The organism is Citrobacter sp. Cpo065 (assembly GCF_030332805.1).
GTDB lineage: Bacteria > Pseudomonadota > Gammaproteobacteria > Enterobacterales > Enterobacteriaceae > Citrobacter > Citrobacter portucalensis.
Genome location: NZ_JAOWHC010000035.1, coordinates 170,213 through 190,756 on the forward strand (window position 1 = coordinate 170,213; position 20,544 = coordinate 190,756).

The 20,544-nt window shown below is 49.5% G+C and carries 17 protein-coding genes and 1 tRNA gene; 10 read left to right on the forward strand and 8 right to left on the reverse strand.

All coding sequences use genetic code 11. The features are described from left to right. Positions 1-9 precede the first annotated feature (9 nt). Complete coding sequence (locus tag OGY68_RS21385) at positions 10-1,707, reverse strand: sensor histidine kinase (RefSeq protein ID WP_008785387.1); 1,698 nt, start codon at positions 1,705-1,707, stop codon at positions 10-12. A gap of 387 nt (positions 1,708-2,094) precedes the next feature. Here OGY68_RS21385 and alaC point away from each other — a divergent pair, with 387 nt between their 5' ends. Then, on the forward strand, positions 2,095-3,333 hold the full coding sequence (gene alaC, locus OGY68_RS21390; RefSeq protein WP_008785386.1) for an alanine transaminase: 1,239 nt from the start codon (positions 2,095-2,097) through the stop codon (positions 3,331-3,333). A gap of 67 nt (positions 3,334-3,400) precedes the next feature. On the opposite strand, the gene ypdK is transcribed toward alaC, so the two are convergent. Beyond that, positions 3,401-3,472 carry a membrane protein YpdK gene (ypdK, locus tag OGY68_RS21395; RefSeq protein ID WP_010723117.1) on the reverse strand — a complete coding sequence of 24 codons (72 nt, stop codon included), beginning with the start codon at positions 3,470-3,472 and terminating at the stop codon, positions 3,401-3,403. Between the two features lie 343 nt (positions 3,473-3,815). Here ypdK and OGY68_RS21400 point away from each other — a divergent pair, with 343 nt between their 5' ends. Next, positions 3,816-4,430 (forward strand): lysozyme inhibitor LprI family protein, encoded by a 615-nt coding sequence (locus tag OGY68_RS21400; RefSeq protein WP_032944115.1) that lies wholly within the window; start codon positions 3,816-3,818, stop codon positions 4,428-4,430. Between the two features lie 41 nt (positions 4,431-4,471). Here OGY68_RS21400 and lpxP read toward each other — a convergent pair whose 3' ends face one another. Then, positions 4,472-5,392 (reverse strand): kdo(2)-lipid IV(A) palmitoleoyltransferase, encoded by a 921-nt coding sequence (lpxP, locus tag OGY68_RS21405; protein WP_057066900.1) that lies wholly within the window; start codon positions 5,390-5,392, stop codon positions 4,472-4,474. Between the two features lie 440 nt (positions 5,393-5,832). On the opposite strand from lpxP, the gene OGY68_RS21410 reads away from it, so the two are divergent. Beyond that, entirely contained in the window at positions 5,833-6,075 is a 243-nt protein-coding gene (locus tag OGY68_RS21410; protein WP_008785383.1) for a DUF2545 family protein, read from the forward strand. A 109-nt stretch (positions 6,076-6,184) separates the two neighbouring features. Here OGY68_RS21410 and pgtP read toward each other — a convergent pair whose 3' ends face one another. Continuing rightward, positions 6,185-7,576 (reverse strand): phosphoglycerate transporter PgtP, encoded by a 1,392-nt coding sequence (pgtP, locus tag OGY68_RS21415; protein WP_048234793.1) that lies wholly within the window; start codon positions 7,574-7,576, stop codon positions 6,185-6,187. Between the two features lie 415 nt (positions 7,577-7,991). On the opposite strand from pgtP, the gene pgtC reads away from it, so the two are divergent. The 3 genes from pgtC to pgtA are packed head-to-tail and all read left to right on the forward strand — an operon-like array spanning position 7,992 to position 12,434. Then, positions 7,992-9,191, forward strand: coding sequence for a phosphoglycerate transport regulator PgtC (gene pgtC / locus OGY68_RS21420; RefSeq protein ID WP_103285598.1), 1,200 nt, complete (start codon positions 7,992-7,994; stop codon positions 9,189-9,191). A gap of 11 nt (positions 9,192-9,202) precedes the next feature. Then, positions 9,203-11,197: a two-component system sensor histidine kinase PgtB gene (gene pgtB / locus OGY68_RS21425; RefSeq protein ID WP_172111188.1), complete on the forward strand. Its 1,995-nt coding sequence runs from the start codon at positions 9,203-9,205 to the stop codon at positions 11,195-11,197. After that, positions 11,187-12,434, forward strand: coding sequence for a two-component system response regulator PgtA (gene pgtA / locus OGY68_RS21430; protein ID WP_032944112.1), 1,248 nt, complete (start codon positions 11,187-11,189; stop codon positions 12,432-12,434). The genes pgtB and pgtA overlap by 11 nt, the downstream gene beginning before the upstream one ends. Positions 12,435-12,539: 105 nt before the next feature. On the opposite strand, the gene OGY68_RS21435 is transcribed toward pgtA, so the two are convergent. Continuing rightward, entirely contained in the window at positions 12,540-13,079 is a 540-nt protein-coding gene (locus OGY68_RS21435) for a DUF2058 domain-containing protein (RefSeq protein WP_020996692.1), read from the reverse strand. Positions 13,080-13,451: 372 nt separating this feature from the next. Between OGY68_RS21435 and OGY68_RS21440 the strand changes: the two genes are divergently transcribed. Both OGY68_RS21440 and OGY68_RS21445 read left to right on the forward strand, forming a co-directional pair. After that, on the forward strand, positions 13,452-15,350 hold the full coding sequence (locus OGY68_RS21440; protein ID WP_020996691.1) for a methyl-accepting chemotaxis protein: 1,899 nt from the start codon (positions 13,452-13,454) through the stop codon (positions 15,348-15,350). 186 nt (positions 15,351-15,536) lie between these two features. Then, on the forward strand, positions 15,537-16,169 hold the full coding sequence (locus OGY68_RS21445; RefSeq protein WP_057067952.1) for an ECs1377 family protein: 633 nt from the start codon (positions 15,537-15,539) through the stop codon (positions 16,167-16,169). A gap of 46 nt (positions 16,170-16,215) precedes the next feature. On the opposite strand, the gene OGY68_RS21450 is transcribed toward OGY68_RS21445, so the two are convergent. Both OGY68_RS21450 and OGY68_RS21455 read right to left on the reverse strand, forming a co-directional pair. Next, positions 16,216-16,290, reverse strand: a tRNA-Arg gene (locus OGY68_RS21450). Between the two features lie 75 nt (positions 16,291-16,365). Beyond that, positions 16,366-17,307, reverse strand: coding sequence for a formate/nitrite transporter family protein (locus OGY68_RS21455; protein ID WP_286617495.1), 942 nt, complete (start codon positions 17,305-17,307; stop codon positions 16,366-16,368). A 288-nt stretch (positions 17,308-17,595) separates the two neighbouring features. On the opposite strand from OGY68_RS21455, the gene mlaA reads away from it, so the two are divergent. Continuing rightward, the gene (gene mlaA, locus OGY68_RS21460) at positions 17,596-18,351 is read left to right on the forward strand and encodes a phospholipid-binding lipoprotein MlaA (RefSeq protein WP_003028190.1); all 756 of its coding nucleotides are present in this window, start codon (positions 17,596-17,598) and stop codon (positions 18,349-18,351) included. Positions 18,352-18,410: 59 nt separating this feature from the next. On the opposite strand, the gene fadL is transcribed toward mlaA, so the two are convergent. Further along, positions 18,411-19,742, reverse strand: a complete 1,332-nt coding sequence (gene fadL, locus OGY68_RS21465; protein ID WP_020996688.1) for a long-chain fatty acid transporter FadL — start codon at positions 19,740-19,742, stop codon at positions 18,411-18,413. Between the two features lie 371 nt (positions 19,743-20,113). On the opposite strand from fadL, the gene OGY68_RS21470 reads away from it, so the two are divergent. Then, positions 20,114-20,398 (forward strand): YfcZ/YiiS family protein, encoded by a 285-nt coding sequence (locus tag OGY68_RS21470; RefSeq protein WP_003834838.1) that lies wholly within the window; start codon positions 20,114-20,116, stop codon positions 20,396-20,398. Positions 20,399-20,544 lie beyond the last annotated feature (146 nt).

The window sequence follows — 20,544 nt, forward strand, 5'->3', positions numbered from 1 at the left end:
CACTCCTGGTTAAAGCAATAATGTAGTTGGCGCGGCTGCGGGCGAGTGCACATTAGGTACATAAAAGGCAATCTCTGTGCCTGGCTCCAGACGGCGGATATGTAATCCCTCACCGTAGAGCAGCTTAACGCGATGGTGCACATTCAACAGACCAATTTTATTGCCCGGCATTTCATTGGACTCGACCCGTTCAATCACTTTTGGGTCGATACCATGACCCGTATCTCGTACGGCAATCCGTACCCGGTTGCCGCACTCCGCAACGCTGATGGTGACCACACCTTTCCCTTTGCAGGGCTGGATCCCATGGACGATAGCGTTCTCGACCAACGGCTGAATCAGCAGGCTGGGAATAAAACAGCTTACCTCTTCATCGATATCATAAATAACGGTCAGCTTGTCGCCAAAGCGGGCCTGTTCGATGGTGATGTAATCCTTGATTTGATACAGCTCTTTCTTGATGTCGATCTGCTCATCGTCTTTTAATTCAATATTATAGCGAAGATAGCGCGACAAATTAAAAATGAGCTGACGTGCGGTGTCCGGGTTAAGCCGCACCGACGATGAAATCGCGTTCAGGGCATTAAACAGAAAATGGGGATTTATTTTGCTTTGCAGCGCGCGTAGCTCTGCCTTATTTGCCATTTCTCGTAGTTGCTCTGCGCGGGAGACTTCAAGCTGGGTGGAGATGATTTGCGACAGACCGATCGCCATTTCCTGTAACGAGGAAGTGATTTGATGAGCGTGACAGTAGTAGATCTTCAGCGTGCCGGTCACGACGCCTTTCTCCCAAAGCGGGATCACCAGCATAGAGTGAATTTCCGGGGTGCGATGTGCTTCATCATTGTTTTTTATGATGATTTTACCGTGATTTATGGCCTCCTGCGTGGTGGGGCTGACGAAGTCATCGTTATCGCGGTAGTTAATCTCTCCAACGCCAACATAGGCCAGAACGTGCTGAGTATTGGTGATGGCAACCGCGTCTGCGTGGATATCGTGGCGAATAATTTCGCACACCTGACGTAACGACTCGCTGTTGACCTGGCGAAAGAGCGGCAGCGTTTTGTTGGCGATATCCAGCGCCAGCTTGGCCTGTTTTGCAGCGCTGGCTTCTTTCTCACCTTCAACGCTTTGTACCAGCATCACGATAAAACCAATACAGACGCTGCCGAGGATCATCGGGATACCTATTTTTGAGACAATATCCAGCCCTAGTTCGGTGGTGGGTGCCCAGGCGACGACGAGGATCATGGTCAGTGATTCGCACAGCATTCCGCCTAAAATACCCGCGCGCCAGTGCTGCGCTTTGGGGATCTTACGGTTGATCCACCCGGCAATGCAGCCAGCCAGAATGCTGGTAATAAAGCAGGGTAGGGCAGTTACGCCGCCAATATCGATCAGGTAACGGTGGGTGCCTGCGATCAGCCCCGTAATAATGCCAACCCATGGACCGAACAGGATCCCTCCTGACATGACCGCGATAATACGCACATTGACCAGAGAACCTTCTACCGGTACGCCTGACCAGGTACTGAATAGGGCAAACATGGAGAAAATCGCGGTAACGGCGAGCAGCTCTTTTGGGGAGTGGGCTGACTTGTGCAACAGTTCGCGAAACAGGCGGATACGAATCAGGAAAAACAGACAGAACAGCATCAGTGCTGCCCGGTCAAATACCGCCAGCAGCATATTGAATATTTCGTGCACGGGTGACTCTTGCGCAAGGGTTAAACCACTATGATAGGTAACCTGAGGCAGGATGACCAGCATCCCCGCAGTTCAGAGCTAATGGGGAAAAACCATAATATTAAAAGGGGATTGTTGCATGATTGTTGTATTTACAATACCTGTCCTGTGAGCACTGCGTTCAAGGTAATGTATTTAACAACAAAATGTTAAATGATGGTAATTTTTGGCGGGTTGTGAAAATGGTTATTTCCTCATTTTTCTCAGCTGTTCCTCTTTTTCGTCAGGAAAAAATATTTTGTTTTGCCTCTCGACAGAAGGAAATTATTCAGGCTATTTTCTAAACGTGCCACCATCGTGGCAGCGTCGCTCGGACGGTCCGGGCGCTAACGTTAATCTGAGGATATTATGGCTGACTCCCGCCCTGAACGTCGCTTTACGCGTATTGATCGCCTTCCCCCGTACGTTTTTAACATCACCGCTGAACTGAAGATGGCTGCGCGTCGGCGCGGCGAAGATATTATCGATTTCAGTATGGGGAACCCGGATGGGGCCACGCCTCCTCACATTGTCGAAAAACTGTGTACCGTGGCTCAGCGCCCGGATACTCACGGTTACTCCACCTCACGCGGCATTCCGCGTTTGCGTCGGGCGATTTCCCGCTGGTACCAGGAACGCTATGATGTTGAGATCGATCCTGAATCTGAAGCCATTGTGACCATCGGTTCCAAAGAGGGGCTGGCGCACCTGATGCTGGCAACGCTCGATCACGGTGATACGGTCCTCGTGCCCAACCCAAGTTATCCCATCCATATCTATGGCGCGGTGATTGCCGGCGCGCAGGTGCGTTCAGTGCCGCTGGTTGAGGGTGTCGACTTCTTTAATGAGCTGGAACGCGCAATACGCGAAAGTTACCCGAAGCCGAAGATGATGATCTTAGGTTTCCCATCTAACCCGACCGCGCAGTGCGTCGAGCTGGAATTCTTTGAGAAAGTGGTGGCCCTGGCTAAACGCTATGACGTGCTGGTGGTTCACGACCTGGCCTACGCTGATATTGTTTATGACGGCTGGAAGGCACCATCGATTATGCAGGTACCCGGCGCTCGCGACGTCGCTGTTGAATTTTTTACCCTGTCGAAAAGCTACAACATGGCGGGATGGCGTATCGGGTTTATGGTGGGCAACAAAACGCTGGTGAACGCGCTGGCGCGAATCAAGAGCTATCACGATTACGGGACCTTTACGCCACTGCAGGTTGCGGCAATTGCCGCGCTGGAAGGCGATCAGCAATGTGTGCGGGATATCGCTGAGCAATATAAACGTCGTCGCGATGTGCTGGTCAAAGGACTGCATGAAGCAGGCTGGATGGTCGAGATGCCAAAGGCCTCAATGTACGTTTGGGCGAAAATTCCAGAGCAATACGCCGGGATGGGATCACTTGAGTTTGCCAAGAAGCTGCTGAACGAAGCGAAGGTATGCGTTTCGCCAGGGATTGGGTTTGGTGATTATGGTGATACGCATGTGCGATTTGCGTTGATTGAAAACCGTGACCGTACCCGCCAGGCTATTCGCGGCATCAAGGCGATGTTTCGCGCAGATGGCCTGTTACCGACCAGTGCAAAATCGACTTCTGAAAGTACCGACTGACAGAATGTTCCCCCAAAATGCAAAACAGGAGCCTGATGGCTCCTGTTTTTTTGCTGCGTCTTTTAATTTAGATCATCAGGGCGAAAGTACCGGCCCAAACGATGACCATAAAAGAAATGCCCATAAAGAAATATTTCACTTTTCATCTCTCCGCGTACCTGGGGTACGTCTAAATGAACATATGCTTACCTGACAGAGAGCTGATGCACTCGCGAACGAAAGGGAGAATACCCCTCATTTGCTTGGCTGCATCACCTCAGAATTCTGAGCTTTAATGCTCCAGACGGCGCTAATGTACGCCTAAAAATGAGGAGAGACAAGAGGCATTTTTTTATTTAATTTTAATAACTTACAACTGTCGTGATTCGGCGACAGTTTAATTTCTGCCGGTAATAAATTGCTATTGAGCGACGGAATGGTTACTCGGAGAATTCTCATATCGCCATGATGTTAATGCGGTTAATTTTTCGCGGAATGAGATAATGAAAAGGTTAAAAATGACCAGATTAATGATGTTAGCACTCGTTTTTACGCCACTGACGTCGATGGCGGCCTCACCGTTGGCGTTTAATTTCAGCTGCGCAAGTATTGGTGGTGTGAATAGTGATGGCAAAGGCAATGTTTGGATTGATGGCTCGAAGGCGACGGTGAAGGCCTTCAATGAAAATTACTGGGAAGCCAAAAGCGGGAACAATACGGTTTCTATTTCTCGTAAAGATGACGGAAATCCGGACGTTTCCTGGAGTGGGCCGAATCGAAAGCACGGGGTATGCCTGCCTGAAGATAATATTGACTTTTCTGGGGCCAAAAAATCGACCAGCACTGGACCCTCTTTTTCCTGCGCTGCGGTTGCAAAGGGCAGTATCGAAGAGATTATCTGCCAGAGTCCTTCGCTCTCAGAAATGGATTTAGCGTTAAACGGGGCCTACAAGCAGGCGCTGGTTAAATCGAGCAATAACCCGACGCTGAAAGCAGAGCAGCGCGGTTGGGTGAAAGGGCGTAACGAGTGCTGGAAGGAACAGGATAAATCAGCCTGCATCGCCCGCAACTACAACGAGCGAATGGCTGAGCTGCACAGCAAATGGGGCGTTAAGTAATTCAACCGTAGAAAAAAAGAAAGGCCTTACGGCCTTTCTTTTTAGATATACAACGAAGCTTCACCCATCGGGCGAGTTTTGAAGCGACGGTGGATCCAGAGATACTGCTCGGGTGCACGCATGATCTCTTTTTCGATAATTTTGTTCATATACGCCGCAGCCTGGCTTTCATCTGCCGGGTAACCTTCCATTTCTGGGGTGATGAACAGGCGGTAACCGGTGTTATCTGCTTTTCTCACCATGGTTACGGTCAGCATTGCTGCGCCCGATAATCGTGACAGCACGTAGGTACCGTTGGTGGTCGCCACGTCTTTGACTGCGAAGAAGGGGGCAAAAGAACTCCCTTTACGACCATAGTCCTGATCGGGGGCAAACCACACTGCCTCGCCTTTTTTCAGGGCGCCGACAATACCACGCAGATTATTTCTGCCGATCATCGCCTTGTTGGAGCGCATACGACCGCGGGTTTGGATCCACTCCATCAACTTATTATTGTGCGGACGATAGGTTGCCATCATTGGCTGGCAAAGCCCCATTACGCGACCACCCAACTCGAGCGACATAAAGTGTACGCCAACGACCATCACGCCACGGTTTTGCATCTGAGCGCGCTTCAGGTTGTCCAGCCCTTCTACATCAAACCATTTACGCACCCGACGGTCCGGCCAGAACCAGGCCATACCTGTTTCAAGCAGCCCCATGCCGAGCGAACGGAAATTCTCATCGACCAGTTTGTCTCTTTCTTCCTGTGACAGATTTGGGAAACAGAGTTCGAGATTTTTACGTGCAATAGATTCACGGCGTTTTAAAAATGGACGAGCCAGCGTTCCTGTATGGGTACCAAGAAAACACAATACGGGATAGGGAAGCTGTACCAGTAACCAGAGCACACCAACACCAAACCATGTGAGCCAGTAGCGCGGATGCAAAAACGCGCGTGAAAATTTACATTGGGGGAACATAAGCACCTGTTGTTGATACGAAATAGATGTATCGCGAAGATTCTTTGCCTGTCGCTTTACACTCTGCACTGATCGTTAGGCCGCCATGAACGACATTGGTTCCTGTAAAGAGTGTAAAACTGAGTCAGGACAAAACCACGAGGGGGCATGAATGATCGGACGCACAATGTACACCCGAAAATTAATGTCAGCCAGAAATAATTACTCAAGATTCGTAAATGTTTTTAGGGCGATTAAGGGCAAAATTTCGCCTATATATAATTCGTTGTTTTTATGATGATTAAATAAACGACGGAGAAACAGTGTAATAGTAAGCGGTCGAATGATTTTTGTGAATAAAATGTTGCTCAAATTGCATGCAGATAGGAATTGTCTTAGAATATAAAGTTAAGGGAGTGTAAGGACTTACGTTAAGTTTACGGCAGACAGGAGGTATCGCTATGCTCTATTTCTGGACCTTTCTCATACTGAGCATTCTGTGCGTCAGTTGCTATATCTGGCAGGTTATAGGCGCTGCGGCGTCAATTAGCGCTTTTCTCGGCATGGCCATCCTTACGGCATTAATTTACGTTTTTACTATGCGGCTGACCAATGGTAACGAAATGGTAACTGGATTATTCCTGTTTCTTGCTCCGACATGTGGTTTGATCATTCGCTTTATGGTCGCGGATGGTAAGCAATAATTTGCAATCTTACGTTTAGCAATAAATTATCACTTTGAGTTATTTATTATTTATCTGAGTTTATCGAAGTGCCAGCATCGCTGGCACTTTTTTGTGAGACCGAAATGAATTACCGGGCATCCGCCAACTGGAGTGATGCTTCCTCTTGCTGAGCATTTTTTCGCTGTTGCTCAAGTTCCAGCGCACCGCGATGAGAGAGGTAGCAGAACAGGATGCAGCAAACAATACCCCCCATCAGCAGATAGAAGCCGCCGTGCCACCCCATTTTGTCGACCATTACGCCAAACAGACTGGTGCCCAGCGATGCGCCAAAAATGTAGCTCATAAATCCGCGCAGTCCTACTGCAGAACCTACTGCGAAGCTGGGGACGATTTCCATCGTCTGAACAGAAGCGAGGAACTGTGGAACATAGATCAGGCAACCCACAATGGCGGCAAAAATAGTGACCATCAGCAGGGATTCACTTTTCCAGTAGCCGATCAAACAGACGAAAATCAGCGCCATACAAATCATGGCCAGCGGCATGCGACGGCCTTTAAACAGTTTATCGGTAAGCCAGCCCGCCAGTAATGTGGAAGGGATTGCCGCCCATTCAAAAAACAGAAAAGCGATGCTCATTTGCTCTTTCGAGAAATGTTTTTCGGTTAACAGATAAATAGGCAACCAGCTAATCATGCCAAAACGCACCATATAGACGAAGACATCTACCAGTGAAACATACCAGGCATTCTTATTACGCAGCACATAGGTGCAGAAGATCTGGAAGGCACTCATATTTTCTGGCGCCTGGTCAGTGTGTCGGGAATTTAATACTACTTTTTCTTCCGGCATCATTTGTTCCAGAGCCGGTAAGCCTTCCTGGCGTGGTGAACCTTTCCCCAGAATCAGCACAATAAAAGCAAACAGTACGGCAACACCGGCCGGGACAATATAGCTGGCGCTTTGCCAGTGCTCGCTCCCTAAAATGGCAAAGGCGGCACCAACAATCGGAGCGACAATACCACCGCCAACGTTGTGAGAAATATTCCAGAATGCGCCGACGCGTCCACGTTCTTTACGCGGAAACCAGTTGGCGATGGTAATAAATGAAGGACCAACGCCCATTCCCTGAAACAAACCGTTGAAAACGACCAGAGCAGCAAAAATCCAGAATCCGGTACTGAATCCTAAACCGACGTTTACGATGGCGCACAGAACCAGGCCGCATGCCATAAAGACCTTAGGGCTGGCCTTGTCTGCCAGACTACTCATAATGCCTTTACTGATCCCATAGGCAATAAGCATGCAGCTGCTGAGTAGACCAATTTGCGTGGCACTGAGATCCAGATGTTCTTTTAGGTACGGTGTTGATAGCGTGAAGTTATTACGCACAATATAGTACGCAAGATAGCCAAGAAATACGCTGAGTAATGCCTGAATGCGGTATCGGCCATAAGTTTCCTGGACTTTCTCCGCCGGGACTTTATTTGCCGCTGGCCCTGCCTTAAATATGGATAACATATCATCACCTAAATTTATATTGATGTGAATATCAGGATTTTTCGCAGTGAAGAGTGAAATAGACGGCAGAGAAACTCAAGTTGATGAAATGAGTCACTATTGACACAATTTGTGGATTGCGTGGCTGATTTTGACTCTTTTTAAATAATGGCTTTTCAATTCTATTCTTTTACGAACGCTTTTATCATCGGCGTGTGCGGATATTAACAAATTCAGACTGCGTTTTCGGGTATTCTTTACCGATGTCGTCACTTTCCGTTTGGTTATTCTACGAATAACCTTATTCTTCCCCTAGTCGGTGATAAACGGGTAAGTTTTGTCTCAATATTATTTTTTGCACATGTTGGTATTTATGAACGGGATCACAAACAGACTTTTGGGCCGGGGGCGTTGTTGGGCGATCTCGCTCTGTTTTATGTCGTTGTCGGTGAGTTGCCTGGCGCAGGGTAAAGAGCTGGTAATGGCGACAACCTTTTCCCCTGGGGCAACGGCCTGGATTATTCAGCGTTGGCAGACTGAACCGGGGTCGGTGATGATTCGCACGTTAAACCGGACCAGCAGTTCGTTGGAGCAACTGCTGGATACCGCGAATGCGGAAAATGTTGATCTGATTTTGACCTCATCCCCTATGCTGTTGCAGCATCTGCAGGAGCATCAGAAGTTGGCGCCTTTCGAAAATGCGTTGCCGGAAAGCCAGCGGCTGGTGCCAGACTCTATCCGTTCGACCTCCGTGGCAGTGGCGATATCTGGTTTTGGTCTGTTGATTAATCGTTCTGCGCTGGTGGCACGGCATCTGTCGCCTCCTGCCGACTGGGGGGATTTAACGCTGCCCAAATATCAGAACGCGCTGTTGATGAGTAGCCCATCGCGTTCGGATACCAACCATCTGATGGTTGAGTCATTGCTACAGCAAAAAGGGTGGGAAGCGGGGTGGGCGACGCTGCTGGCGAGTGCTGGAAATCTGGTGACGATTTCATCACGCAGTTTTGGCGTAGCCGACAAAATTAAGAGTGGCCTGGGCGTGGCGGGGCCGGTCATTGATAATTATGCCAACCTGTTGCTTAACGATCCTCACCTGGCTTTTACCTATTTTCCACGCTCGGCGGTATCGCCAACCTATGTTGCTGTTCTCAAGAACAGCCAGCACCCCAATGAAGCGCGTCGTTTTATCCGCTATTTGTTAAGCCCGGAGGGACAGCGGATCCTTGCTGATGCGAATACGGGGAAATATCCGGTAACGCAGCTCGCATCTGATAATCCCCGCGCTGCTCAGCAGGCTATTTTACTGAACCAGCCTCCGCTTAATTATCGGCTGATCCTTAAGCGACAACAGTTAGTCCAGCGGATGTTTGATACCGCCATCAGTTTCCGTCTTGCGCAACTGAAGGATGCATGGCGGGCACTATACAGTGCGGAAGCACGCCTGAAACGCCCGCTACCCGAAATCAGAGCCTTACTTACCAGCGTTCCGATAGATGCCAAAAGTAGTGAAGATGAAGCCTGGCTTGCGCAGTTTGATAATAAAAGCGTTGCCGAACAGCAGATGATGGAGTGGCAGCTCTGGTTTCTTAAAAACCAGCGTCAGGCGATATCAAAACTGGAAGAATTAAAATGAAAGGTGGATCGATACTGCAACGCCTTCGCCAACTCAGCATCAGCAGCAGCCTGCGGGGAGCCTTTCTAACGGGCGCATTACTGACGTTGAGCGTAAGCTGCGTCAGTTTGTACTCCTGGCATGAGCAGAGCTCGCAGATACGCTATTCGCTTGATGATTACTTCCCGCGCGTGCATTCCGCTTTCTTGATTGAAGGAAATCTTAACCTGGTTGTGGACCAGCTAAATGAATTCCTGCTGGCTCCCAATACAACAGTAAGGCTGCAACTGCGCAATCAGATAATCTCGCATCTGGATAAAATTGAAGTGCTGAGCAGGGGGTTGCAACCAGCAGAACAGCAGCAACTGGCGGTGATTTTGCAGGACAGCCGGGCGCTGATGGCGGAACTGGACCGGGTGCTCTACAACATGTTCCTTGTACGCGAAAAAGTGAGCGAGCTTTCCGCGCGCATTGATTGGCTACATGATGATTTTACTACTGAGCTGAATTCACTGGTGCAGGATTTTACCTGGCAGCAGGGGACGTTGCTGGATCAAATCGAGGCCAAAAATGGTGATGCGGCGCTGTATCTCAAACGTGCCCGAGAGGTGCAAAACGAGCAGCAGCAGGTCTACACCCTGGCAAGAATTGAAAACCAGATCGTTGATGATTTACGCGACAGGCTCAATGAACTGAAATCGGGTAGCGACGATGGCATGCTGGTGGAGAATCACATCCGCTACCTGGAAAATCTGAAAAAAACGGCGGATGAAAATATCCGCACCCTCGATGACTGGCCCAGTACTATCACACTGCGACAAACTATCGATGAGCTGCTGGAAATCGGGATGATGAAAAATAAAATGCCCGATACGATGCGCGATTATGTCGCAGCGCAAAAAGCGCTGGTTGATGCCAGCCATGCCAGAGAGGCCACGCTTGGGCGCTTTCGAACACTGCTGGAAGCGCAACTGGGGAGTAGCCATCAGCAAATGCAGACGTTTAACCAGCGGCTGGAACAAATTGTTCGCGTCAGCGGTGGACTTATCCTGCTGGCGACGCTGCTGGCGCTACTTCTCGCCTGGGGGCTTAACCACTACTTCATTCGCTCGCGTCTGGTGAAGCGTTTTACTGCGCTCAACCAGGCCGTGGTGCAAATTGGTCTTGGCAGAACGGATGCCTCTATCCCGGTATATGGACGCGATGAACTGGGGCGTATTGCAGGCTTGCTGCGTCATACCCTGGGCCAGTTGAGTGCGCAAAAAAATCAGCTGGAGCAGGAAGTGACCGAACGCAAGGAGATTGAATCCGATCTTCGTGCAACGCAGGATGAGCTGATCCAGACGGCAAAACTGGCGGTGGTCGGCCAGACTATGACCACGCTGGCGCACGAGATTAATCAACCGCTGAATGCGCTGTCGATGTACCTGTTTACGGCAGGGAGGGCAATCGAACAGGGGCAACCCGCTCAGGCCAGAAGCACATTAACCAAAGCGGAAGGGCTGATTACTCGCATCGATGCCATTATCCGTTCACTGCGTCAGTTTGCTCGCCGGGCCGAACCTGGCACGCCTCTGCATCCGGTCGATCTCCGACAAACGTTCAACGCTGCCTGGGAACTGTTGGCCATGCGACACAAGCCACAGCAGGGTACGCTGACGCTCCCAGACCGGGGCGTGTGGGTGGCTGGTGATGAAGTGCGTATCCAGCAGGTGCTGGTAAACGTCCTGGCAAATGCGCTGGATGCCTGTCCGGTTGCGGCGAAAATAGAGGTTCACTGGCAGACCGAAGGCAGCCGGTTATGCGTATTTATCAGCGATAACGGCCCCGGTTGGCCTGGAGCATTATTACCATCACTGTTAAAACCGTTTACCACCAGTAAGGATGTTGGCCTCGGTATTGGCTTATCGATTTGTGTATCGTTAATGATGCAAATGAACGGCGAACTGCGCCTGGCGTCGACCCCGGGGCGCAATGCCTGCGTCGTTCTGCAATTTAATCTGACGGATGTAAACGATGTTGAGTGATGAATATTCTGTTCTGCTTATTGATGATGATGCCGATGTTCTTGACGCTTACACCTTGTTGCTTGAACAGGAGGGATATCATGTATTCGCATGCAGTAACCCTTTTGATGCCCGAAATTGGCTGCAGGCCGACTGGCCAGGGATTGTCCTGAGCGACGTGTGTATGCCTGGCTGTAATGGAATTGACCTGATGACGTTGTTTCATCAGGATGACAATCAGCTTCCGATCCTGTTGATCACCGGACATGGCGATGTCCCGATGGCGGTGGACGCGGTGAAGAAAGGTGCGTGGGATTTTCTGCAAAAACCGGTTGATCCAGGCAAACTGCTGGTGTTGGTAGAGGATGCGTTGCGTCAGAGAAAATCTGTGATTGCACGTCGTCACTATTGCCAGCAAAAGCTCCAGGTTGAACTGGTCGGCTACAGTGACTGGGTTAATCAGTACCGCCAGCGCTTACGGCAACTGGCTGAAACGGATATTGCCGTCTGGTTTTATGGCGAGCCGGGAACGGGGCGTATGACCGGAGCCCGTTATTTGCATCAGCTTGGGCGCAGCGCTGAAGGACCGTTTATCCGCGGGGAATTGACGTTAGAGAATGCGGGGCAACTCAATGACCTTATTGCCCAGGCGCAAGGGGGAACGCTGGTCCTGAGCCATATTGAGTGCCTGACGCGCGAACAGCAGCACCAACTGGTGCATTTGCAAAGCCAGGAGCGGCGTCCGTTTCGCTTAATTGGCATTGGCGCCACTTCGTTGGTGGAACTGGCGGCAACTAATCAGATTGTGGCCGAACTTTATTACTGTTTTGCGATGACGCAAATTGGTTGCCAGCCGTTGTCTCAGCGCCCGGATGATATTGAGCCGCTGTTTCGCCATTATCTGCAGAAAGCCTGTCTGCGCCTGAATCATCCCGTGCCCGAGGTTGACGGGGAATTACTAAAAGGAATGCGGCGTCGCGTGTGGTTAAGCAATGTTCGAGAGCTGGCCAATGCCGCCGAGCTTTTTGCAGTTGGGTTATTGCCACTGGCTGAAACCGCGAATCCACAGCTACATTTGCCCGAACCGACACCGCTCGATCGTCGGGTCGACGAGTACGAGCGACAGATCATTACCGAAGCGCTTAATATTCATCAGGGACGTATTAATGAAGTGGCGGAGTATTTACAAATTCCGCGTAAGAAACTGTATTTGCGCATGAGAAAATACGGACTGAGCAAGGAACACTATAAGTTTTAGCAGATGGCGTGTGGGGAAGAAGAGCGGTTGACGGTATTTCGGTGGCGGCGCTAGCGTTCACCGAAATACGCGACGGAACTCCGGGTGATTATCGGGGTGTTTTTCTTACCACATCAAATCGTCAGGAATGACAAAATCAGCATACGGATCGTCTTCGTCCTTCGCTTCCTGGCTCAGTTCGCAATTGAGAACAATATAGCTTGCATCGCGCTGGGCAATCTTGTCGGCGACAACAGCCGGGATAATGGCGTATTCGCTCTCGCTGCTGCTTTCAGCCGTCAGGCGGGCAATGGCCAGACGGCCCTTGATCAACTGAGACTGGGTTACTTTATCAACATAAACTTTTTTGATCAGGTTATTATCGGTAAAGTTGTAACCAATATCGCCACGGGAAATGGTGATTTTGTTCATTTCAATCAGTTGCTTGATCTGCGCTTTGTATTCTTTAGACAATGCGGCCTGCTTCTGCTGTTCGCTGAGCTGCTTATCACGCTCGACCTGTGCTTTTTTATTTTCTTCAACCGCTTCTCTGGCTTCACGAGCCTGAACGCGCGATTTTTTCGCCGTTCTCTGCACTTTCGCCATTTTTTTGCTGCTGACCAGACCCGCTTTAAGCATCTGTTCTTGTAGGGTAAGTTTTGTCATTGTCGCTTCTAATCCAAAAAATCGTTGTAAGGATTATAACCTTAACGTTCGGCGGGACGCCAGAATGATGGCCGCGCCATGGCTGTTATCTCGGGCTGCTGTCACTGTCCTGTGCTTCTCCCTCTATCTGAATCAGTTGATGATTACCTGATTCTTTAATAAAAAATAATATGCCAAATAAGTTAGCAAAATGGAGCATAGATTCGCATGTGTTAATTATTTAGAGTTTTATTCTAATTGAAGTAATTAAATAGAGTTATCTTGGCAAAAATTTAATCTAAAAAACAAACAGTTGCCCATTGTTCAAATTTAAAGAGCCGCTTCTTTACGCCGATAACCATAATGAAAATATGGATAATGGAGGGAAGTGGCATGTGGTGGGTTTATCGAATGCCGATGAAAATGAAGTTAATAATTGCGCTACAACCATTATTACTGGCGTTATGTTGGTTTGCTGGTTCAGGAATATTAACGCGCATTGAGACAGAACGGCAGATGGAGAATATTGCCCAACTGACAGCGCTCGCACGCAGTGCCGGAAATGTAGTGCATGAATTGCAAAAAGAACGCGGCATGAGTGTCGGGTTTCTGGGGGCTGAAGGGAAGACGTTCAAAGATGAGTTAAACGCACAGCGGGCTTTGACCGATCGCGAGATCGAGGTATTTGTGCGGTCACTGTCCGATACTGCCTTACCGGAAGGGGATGTCGCCACTTCTGTCGCTGCGTTTAAGAAAAATATTCTTTCGCTCGCTACCATCCGCGAAAACGTCACGCAGTTGGGGCTTCCAGCATCAGATGTGGTTAAGTTTTATACCAATGTCATTGCTGATGTGCTGAATTTTGTGGGTAGATTGGGGCAGTTGACGGATTCAGGCGAGATGGCAAACGCATTCGCCGCCTACTACAACCTGCTGAATTTGAAAGAACAGGCGGGTATTGAACGGGCGCTGTTATCAAATATCTTTTCCTCCGGCCATTTCGCCGACGGACAGTTACATCAACTCAGTGATGTCGTCAGTAAACAGAACGTTTGGTTGGCAGAATCGTTACGTCTGAGTTCACCGGAACAGGCGGCCATGTTGAAAAGCCGCTTACAGTCAGCAGAAGCGTCAAAAGCCCTCGCATTTCGCGAGATCGCGTTTAACCATGTCGAGAACGGTGGATTTGGTGTCGATCCTACGGTCTGGTTTAAAGTACAAACCCAGCGTATTGAAGTGATGCGGCAGATAGAAAATGTGACAGCGAATCGTCTGTTGGCGAATGCAGAAAAACTCGCGCAAGATGCACGAAAAAACTGGCAAATATATATGGCTGTTAGCCTGTTAGCGCTCCTGGCATCATTGACGTTCGCAGGGGCCATCGCAATCAATATGCACCGTCAGTTTAGTGACACGCTACGCAAGATTGCGGGTATGAATGGCGATCTGACTCAACGTCTGGCGACCCCGGGCAAAGATGAGCTTTCCTCACTTAATCGTGCCTATAACACGATGCTGGAAAGTATTCAGCATATCGTACAGGAGATTAAGCAAGGCTCCGTGGTTTTGTCCGATGCCAGTAGCAGTATTACGGCGGGAAATCAGGATCTGGCTCAACGTACAGATGAACAGGCTGCATCAATAGTAGAAGCTGTGGCCAGTATGGAGCAGTTATCAACTGCGATTACGCAAACGGCGGATAATGCCCGCGAAGCGGAGCATCTGACAATCAGACTGGAAAAAGAGGTCCGACAGGCCAGTAACGTTGCCAGTGCGGCGAACCAGAGCATGGGGGATATTCGCGCTTCCAGTGAGAAAATCTCGAATATTGTGACCTCGATTGATGATATTTCGTTTCAGACTAATTTACTGGCGCTGAATGCGGCAGTGGAAGCTGCTCGGGCAGGAGAGATGGGCAGGGGGTTTGCTGTCGTAGCTAGTGAAGTGAGAAATCTTTCGCAGCGTTGCGCCAAAGAGGCTAACCAAATCCGTGAGTTGGTCGCGCAGAATATGGTCAAAATTAGTGAGGGCGTTGAGCGGGTTACTGCATCTGCTACCGCGCTGGAAGCCGCGGCGGATAATACCACCAGTATGAAGCAATATATTGCGGATATCGCTCGTGTGGCGACGGAGCAGTCACAAGGGGTAACCCAGATAAACCTGGCATTGCGACCGATGGAACAGGTCACACAGCAAAATGCGGCGTTGGTATCTCAGGCTGCGAGCGACAGCCAGCGGCTGGACAATCTGTCGGCAACCATGAAGGATCTGGTTAACCGTTTTGTTGTCTGACGTGATGCCGTTTAACCGACCCGGACAACATACCGGGTCGGTTAGTTGTCGTATCCTCATGGTGAGGATACGAGGGAACATTGGTCAGGTACTTTCAGTGGGTTAGAAAAAGATTTCTGACACAGGGATGTCGTCGCTGGTAAAGTGAGCAACCAATACCGAGATATGGCCAGAAGGGAATTCAGTGTGACCGAGCGTATTGATTATCAGGCTGAAAAATACAGTTTTACTGAGGCGACAGAGTGTTCCCGTCTTACCGGTCAGTGGGCTGATGTTATTGCTGAATGCCGGGGAATGAAGGCGGGGCCCCAAGAACGTCTGCGTATTGCTTTATTGAATGTGGACTACGTGACCAGCTTTGAGCTGCCTTTCCGCCTGTTATTACTCCGTACCCCGCAACTGATTGCCAGCGTGCGTGAAGAGCTGCAGATTAGTCAGAAAAACGTCATCTTTAACGGCAAACGCTTTGGTTGTGTTTACAGCCTGAAAGCGAGTCTCGGTGGGATACCGGATGAATTTCAGTACCGCTTGTCACATCGTATCCGGCGCATTAGTCCTGAAGGTTCAAGCGAAGCGCCATATCAGCAGATTGCTAAAACAGTAAAAGCGCCGCGTGAACGTCTGAAGCTGGCACTGGAATTGGGCCTTGATGTTACTGCGCTGGACGGGCTTTTCTGGTTTGGCAGCCAGCGTATTGCCGCTGATGTGTTGAGGCTGAGAAAAGCAGGGATGCGGATAGCGACAAAGCAGACAATGGTGTCCGACAATCTTACTGCAACAGTGAGGAATGTGCCGTTTTACCGCCTGGCCCAGGGATGAACTGACTGGTAAATGAAGGGATTATAACGGGGAGCATAAGAATTCATGGTGTCCCCTGCAGGAATCGAACCTGCAACTAGCCCTTAGGAGGGGCTCGTTATATCCATTTAACTAAGGGGACGAAGCGGCACGAGTATAGCGTTTTTTACTCACAACGGTAAGTCTCAGGCCGCCCGACTGCTCAAACAGTCACCATTCAGGCCTGTTTTTTCTGGTTTTTCTGCTTTTGCTCATCACGCTTTGCTTGCAACCTGGCTTCTTCCTTGCGTTTGTTGCTCATATCATTGCGGATCTGCGCATGGCTCATTAGCGCGAAAATAAACGTTCCGCCACAGATATTCCCGGCGAGCGTTGGTAGCGCAAAGGGCCAGAAAAAATCACTCCAGTGCAGCGTGCCATTAAAGACCAAATAGAGAATTTCCACCGAGCCGACGACGATATGCGTGGTATCACCGAGGGCAATCAGCCAGGTCATCAGAATAATGACCACAATTTTTGCCGCTCCGGCGGCGGGGAACATCCACACCATCGTTGCAATTAACCAGCCAGAAATGATGGCGTTGGAAAACATCTCTGTTGGCGTATTTTTCATCACATCCATACCAATTTTCACGAAGGCATCGCGGGTCTCTTCATCAAAAATCGGCATATGTTCAAACGCCCATGCTGCAACCCCGGTGCCAATAATATTACCCAGCAGTACCACGCTCCACAGGCGTATCAACAGGCCAAAATTGCCGAGGGTAGGGTTTTGCATCACCGGCAGTACGGCGGTGACGGTATTTTCGGTAAAAAGTTGCTGGCGGGCCATAATGACAATAATAAAGCCGAAGGTATAACCGAGGTTCTCGAGTAAAAATCCCCCAGGCACGCCTTCCAGCTGTACGTGGAAAATCCCTTTTGCCAGTAGCGAGGCGCCCATCGATAGTCCTGCTGCGATGGCTGACCACAGTAGCGCCATCGCGTCGCGCTCCATCTCTTTCTCCCCATCTTGGCGAATATGTTCATGGATTGCCATGGCGCGGGAGGGGAGTCTGTCCTCATCAAGCTCTATCTTTTTCCCTGTTAGCTTTTCATCGCTTTCCACCTCGAGTTCGTCGCTGTGTCGATCAATCTTATCTTTCTTGATGTCATTCATGGCCGAATCCTGAATAAGCACGTATTGCTAAAGCGTAGCGGCTTTTGTCTGAAAATCAGCGGGAGAAAGTCTGAGATAGCAAAAATAGTAACGTTTGTTTTTATCGGGTTAGTTAGAATAGAACCGCCGCGGAGTGCGCATTACCAGGCTATGATCAAATCAGTAAGACAGGGTATATAGACATCATTTGACGTGCTGTTACAATCGCTCACATCTAAACAGGCGGATACGTCATCGTTCCGTCATGGATGGCAATCAGCGATAGCCATAAAACACAGGGAGACACTTATGAAGCTTCGCCTGTCGGCGCTTGCGCTGGGAACCACACTTTTGGTGGGGTGTGCGAGCTCCGGTACTGAACAGCAGGGGCGTTCGGACCCATTTGAAGGGTTCAACCGCACCATGTACAACTTCAACTTTAATGTTTTAGATCCATACGTTGTTAGACCCGTAGCTGTTGCCTGGCGTGACTATGTTCCGCAGCCGGCGCGTAATGGTTTAAGCAACTTTACGGGGAACCTTGAAGAGCCGGCCGTCATGGTCAACTATTTCCTGCAAGGCGATCCTTATCAGGGGATGGTGCACTTTACCCGTTTCTTCCTGAATACCCTGTTAGGTATGGGCGGCTTTATCGATGTGGCAGGTATGGCTAATCCGAAGTTGCAGCGCGTTGAACCACACCGCTTTGGCAGTACGTTAGGCCACTATGATGTTGGTTACGGGCCGTATATGCAGCTTCCGTTCTACGGTAGTTTCACCCTGCGTGATGACGGTGGTGATATGGTCGATACACTGTATCCGGTACTGTCCTGGCTGACCTGGCCGTTGTCGATAGGCAAATGGACGGTTGAAGGGATTGAAACTCGCGCGCAATTGCTCGACTCTGACGGTCTGCTGCGTCAGTCTTCCGATCCTTACATCATGGTGCGTGAAGCTTACTTCCAGCGTCATGACTTTATTGCGAACGGCGGGAAACTCAAACCAGAAGAAAACCCGAACGCGAAAGATATTCAGGATGATTTAAAAGAGATCGATTCTGAGTAAGGAATTGGGCAAATAAAAAGGTGAGCTAAAAAGCTCACCTTTTTTACGTCTGAAGAAAATCAGAATGCGTAGTTCAAGTTCATACCGTACAACCAGGCTTTCCCTTCAGATTCAAAGGAGTATGGGCCTTCTTCGAATTTCACTTTCTGACCGTGCATATAAGAGATGCCAACATCCAACGATGCATCCTTATTAAAGGCGTAGGTTGTACCCGCACTCAGCCAGAAGCGGTCCTGATCCGGAATAGAGATGGAACGACGGTTTGCCGGAACCGGGCTATCATCAAAGGCGATACCGGTACGGAACGTCCAGGTATCATCATAGTAATAGGTAGTACCGAGCGCGATGCGATAAGAGTCTTTGAAGCCTTCTTCTTTATAGAACAAGGTTTGGCCGTTGTTGCCTTTTGCTTTCAGCTCCTGGAACTGACTCCAGCTGGTATAAGCCATACTGTAGTGAACCGCCCACTGTGGTGCAACGCGGTTATAGCCTGAAAACTCCCACATTTCTGGCAGGTTCAGATCAAGTGAACCATCGATCGTACTGCCGTTGGTTCCTGCTGGCAGGCTGGCGAACACCGGACGCAACTGCGCAGGAATACGGTCCATTGATGGCAGATTGCTGCGGTAATCACCGTTGAAGTCAATTTTTACTTCAGAACGGTAGGTGAAACCGTAGCGGTTATCTTTATCTACTTCATAAAGAAGGCCAGCATTCCAACCGAAGCCCCACTCGTCACCTTTCAGGCGCGCAATCTGTGTATCTGCCGGATATTGCGCGGCCAGTGATGGAGGAATTCTGCCCCCGGAGCCTGCAACGATCTGCTGTGGTAAATCGCCAGCATAGCGTTCAAGCTTCGCTTTTGCATAGACGGCGTTTAAACCGAGACCGAAGCTAAAATGATTGTTCAGGCGATAAGCACCGCTCAGGTTTAGATTGAGCGTTTCCAGATCGGTTTTTCCGCCCATCGAGCCTGCTGTGTAATTATTGTTAAACTCCGTAGCCAGGCCGTAGTTAGAGGTGACTGAGGCCCCCCAACCAAACTGATCGTTAATCGGAGCAACAAAATGCACGTTCGGTATCCAGGCTGTTGGGGCGATATTATCCTGGCTGGCGTCATTGCCAATACGCGAGCGACCGGAAATATCTACATCTGGGTCAACGAAAATTGCACCTGCTGAGAAAGTAGGGCGATCGAACATCATAATTAGTGCCGGGTTACGACTGGCGTTACCTGCATCATCTGCAATTGCGCCTTCACCCGAATATGCCCGGCCAAGGCCAGAGGAAGAAAATTCGTTTAACTGAAAGCCTGCAGACCAGGCCTGTGTGGAGATAATTGCCACTGCGACTGCGAGAGCAGACTTTGTAAACAGGGTTTTCTGGCTCATGACCATAACCTCATAGATTTATTTTTATACAAACAATGTTACATGCCGTAACAGGAGCGCGAAGTGTAGGGTCTGAGGTACGACTTAGAAATCAGACCAGTGGCGTGAGTATAGGTCGGACCAGCTGGAATGTTGCAAGTATGTTTATAAATATTTTCAAATTTGATCAGAGAAACGCGATCCAGCTGGCAAAATTGCGGGGGTGCGCACTCACCTGTTTGGGCGATTTTTGTTTTAGATCATTTTTAAGTGTGATTTCGGTCACTTATCGCATTTCATACAATTAACGACTGGAGAGGCGAATAATGGGAGCGTAAAATATCCCTATCGTTTATCTGGCACCTCAGGTGCGAATACAGAGGAAATCTACAATGAGTAAATGCAGTGCTGATGAAACCCCGGTTTGCTGCTGTATGGATGTTGGCACCATCATGGACAACTCCGATTGCACCGCGTCCTACAGCCGTGTGTTCGCGAACCGCGCAGAGGCAGAAGAAACGCTGGCCGCTCTGACCGAAAAGGCGCGTGGCGTGGAATCTGAGCCTTGCCAAATCACCTCGACCTTTACTGAAGAGTCAGAAGGTGTGCGTCTGGATATCGACTTTGTTTTTGCCTGTGAAGCTGAAACGCTGATCTTCCAGCTGGGCCTGCGTTAATCCCCCTCTGCAAAAGCCCTTGCTATCAGATAGCAAGGGCTTTTTCGTAACTGTCAGTGATTATTCACTGTGTCTTAGCTCCCACTTTCTTTTCTCTCCGCTTGGCTAAATGTAAAAAATTGGTTAAGACTATGATCAGGTCAGAC

What these genes read in the sequence shown, in the direction of transcription:
- alaC (WP_008785386.1), top strand. Translation starts at nt 2,095, where the DNA reads ATGGCTGACTCCCGCCCTGAACGTCGCTTTACGCGTATTGATCGCCTT.
- OGY68_RS21400 (WP_032944115.1), top strand. Translation starts at nt 3,816, where the DNA reads ATGAAAAGGTTAAAAATGACCAGATTAATGATGTTAGCACTCGTTTTT.
- lpxP (WP_057066900.1), bottom strand. Translation starts at nt 5,392, where the DNA reads ATGTTCCCCCAATGTAAATTTTCACGCGCGTTTTTGCATCCGCGCTAC.
- OGY68_RS21410 (WP_008785383.1), top strand. Translation starts at nt 5,833, where the DNA reads ATGCTCTATTTCTGGACCTTTCTCATACTGAGCATTCTGTGCGTCAGT.
- pgtP (WP_048234793.1), bottom strand. Translation starts at nt 7,576, where the DNA reads ATGTTATCCATATTTAAGGCAGGGCCAGCGGCAAATAAAGTCCCGGCG.
- pgtC (WP_103285598.1), top strand. Translation starts at nt 7,992, where the DNA reads ATGTCGTTGTCGGTGAGTTGCCTGGCGCAGGGTAAAGAGCTGGTAATG.
- pgtA (WP_032944112.1), top strand. Translation starts at nt 11,187, where the DNA reads ATGTTGAGTGATGAATATTCTGTTCTGCTTATTGATGATGATGCCGAT.
- OGY68_RS21435 (WP_020996692.1), bottom strand. Translation starts at nt 13,079, where the DNA reads ATGACAAAACTTACCCTACAAGAACAGATGCTTAAAGCGGGTCTGGTC.
- OGY68_RS21440 (WP_020996691.1), top strand. Translation starts at nt 13,452, where the DNA reads ATGTGGTGGGTTTATCGAATGCCGATGAAAATGAAGTTAATAATTGCG.
- OGY68_RS21455 (WP_286617495.1), bottom strand. Translation starts at nt 17,307, where the DNA reads ATGAATGACATCAAGAAAGATAAGATTGATCGACACAGCGACGAACTC.
- mlaA (WP_003028190.1), top strand. Translation starts at nt 17,596, where the DNA reads ATGAAGCTTCGCCTGTCGGCGCTTGCGCTGGGAACCACACTTTTGGTG.
- fadL (WP_020996688.1), bottom strand. Translation starts at nt 19,742, where the DNA reads ATGAGCCAGAAAACCCTGTTTACAAAGTCTGCTCTCGCAGTCGCAGTG.
- OGY68_RS21470 (WP_003834838.1), top strand. Translation starts at nt 20,114, where the DNA reads ATGAGTAAATGCAGTGCTGATGAAACCCCGGTTTGCTGCTGTATGGAT.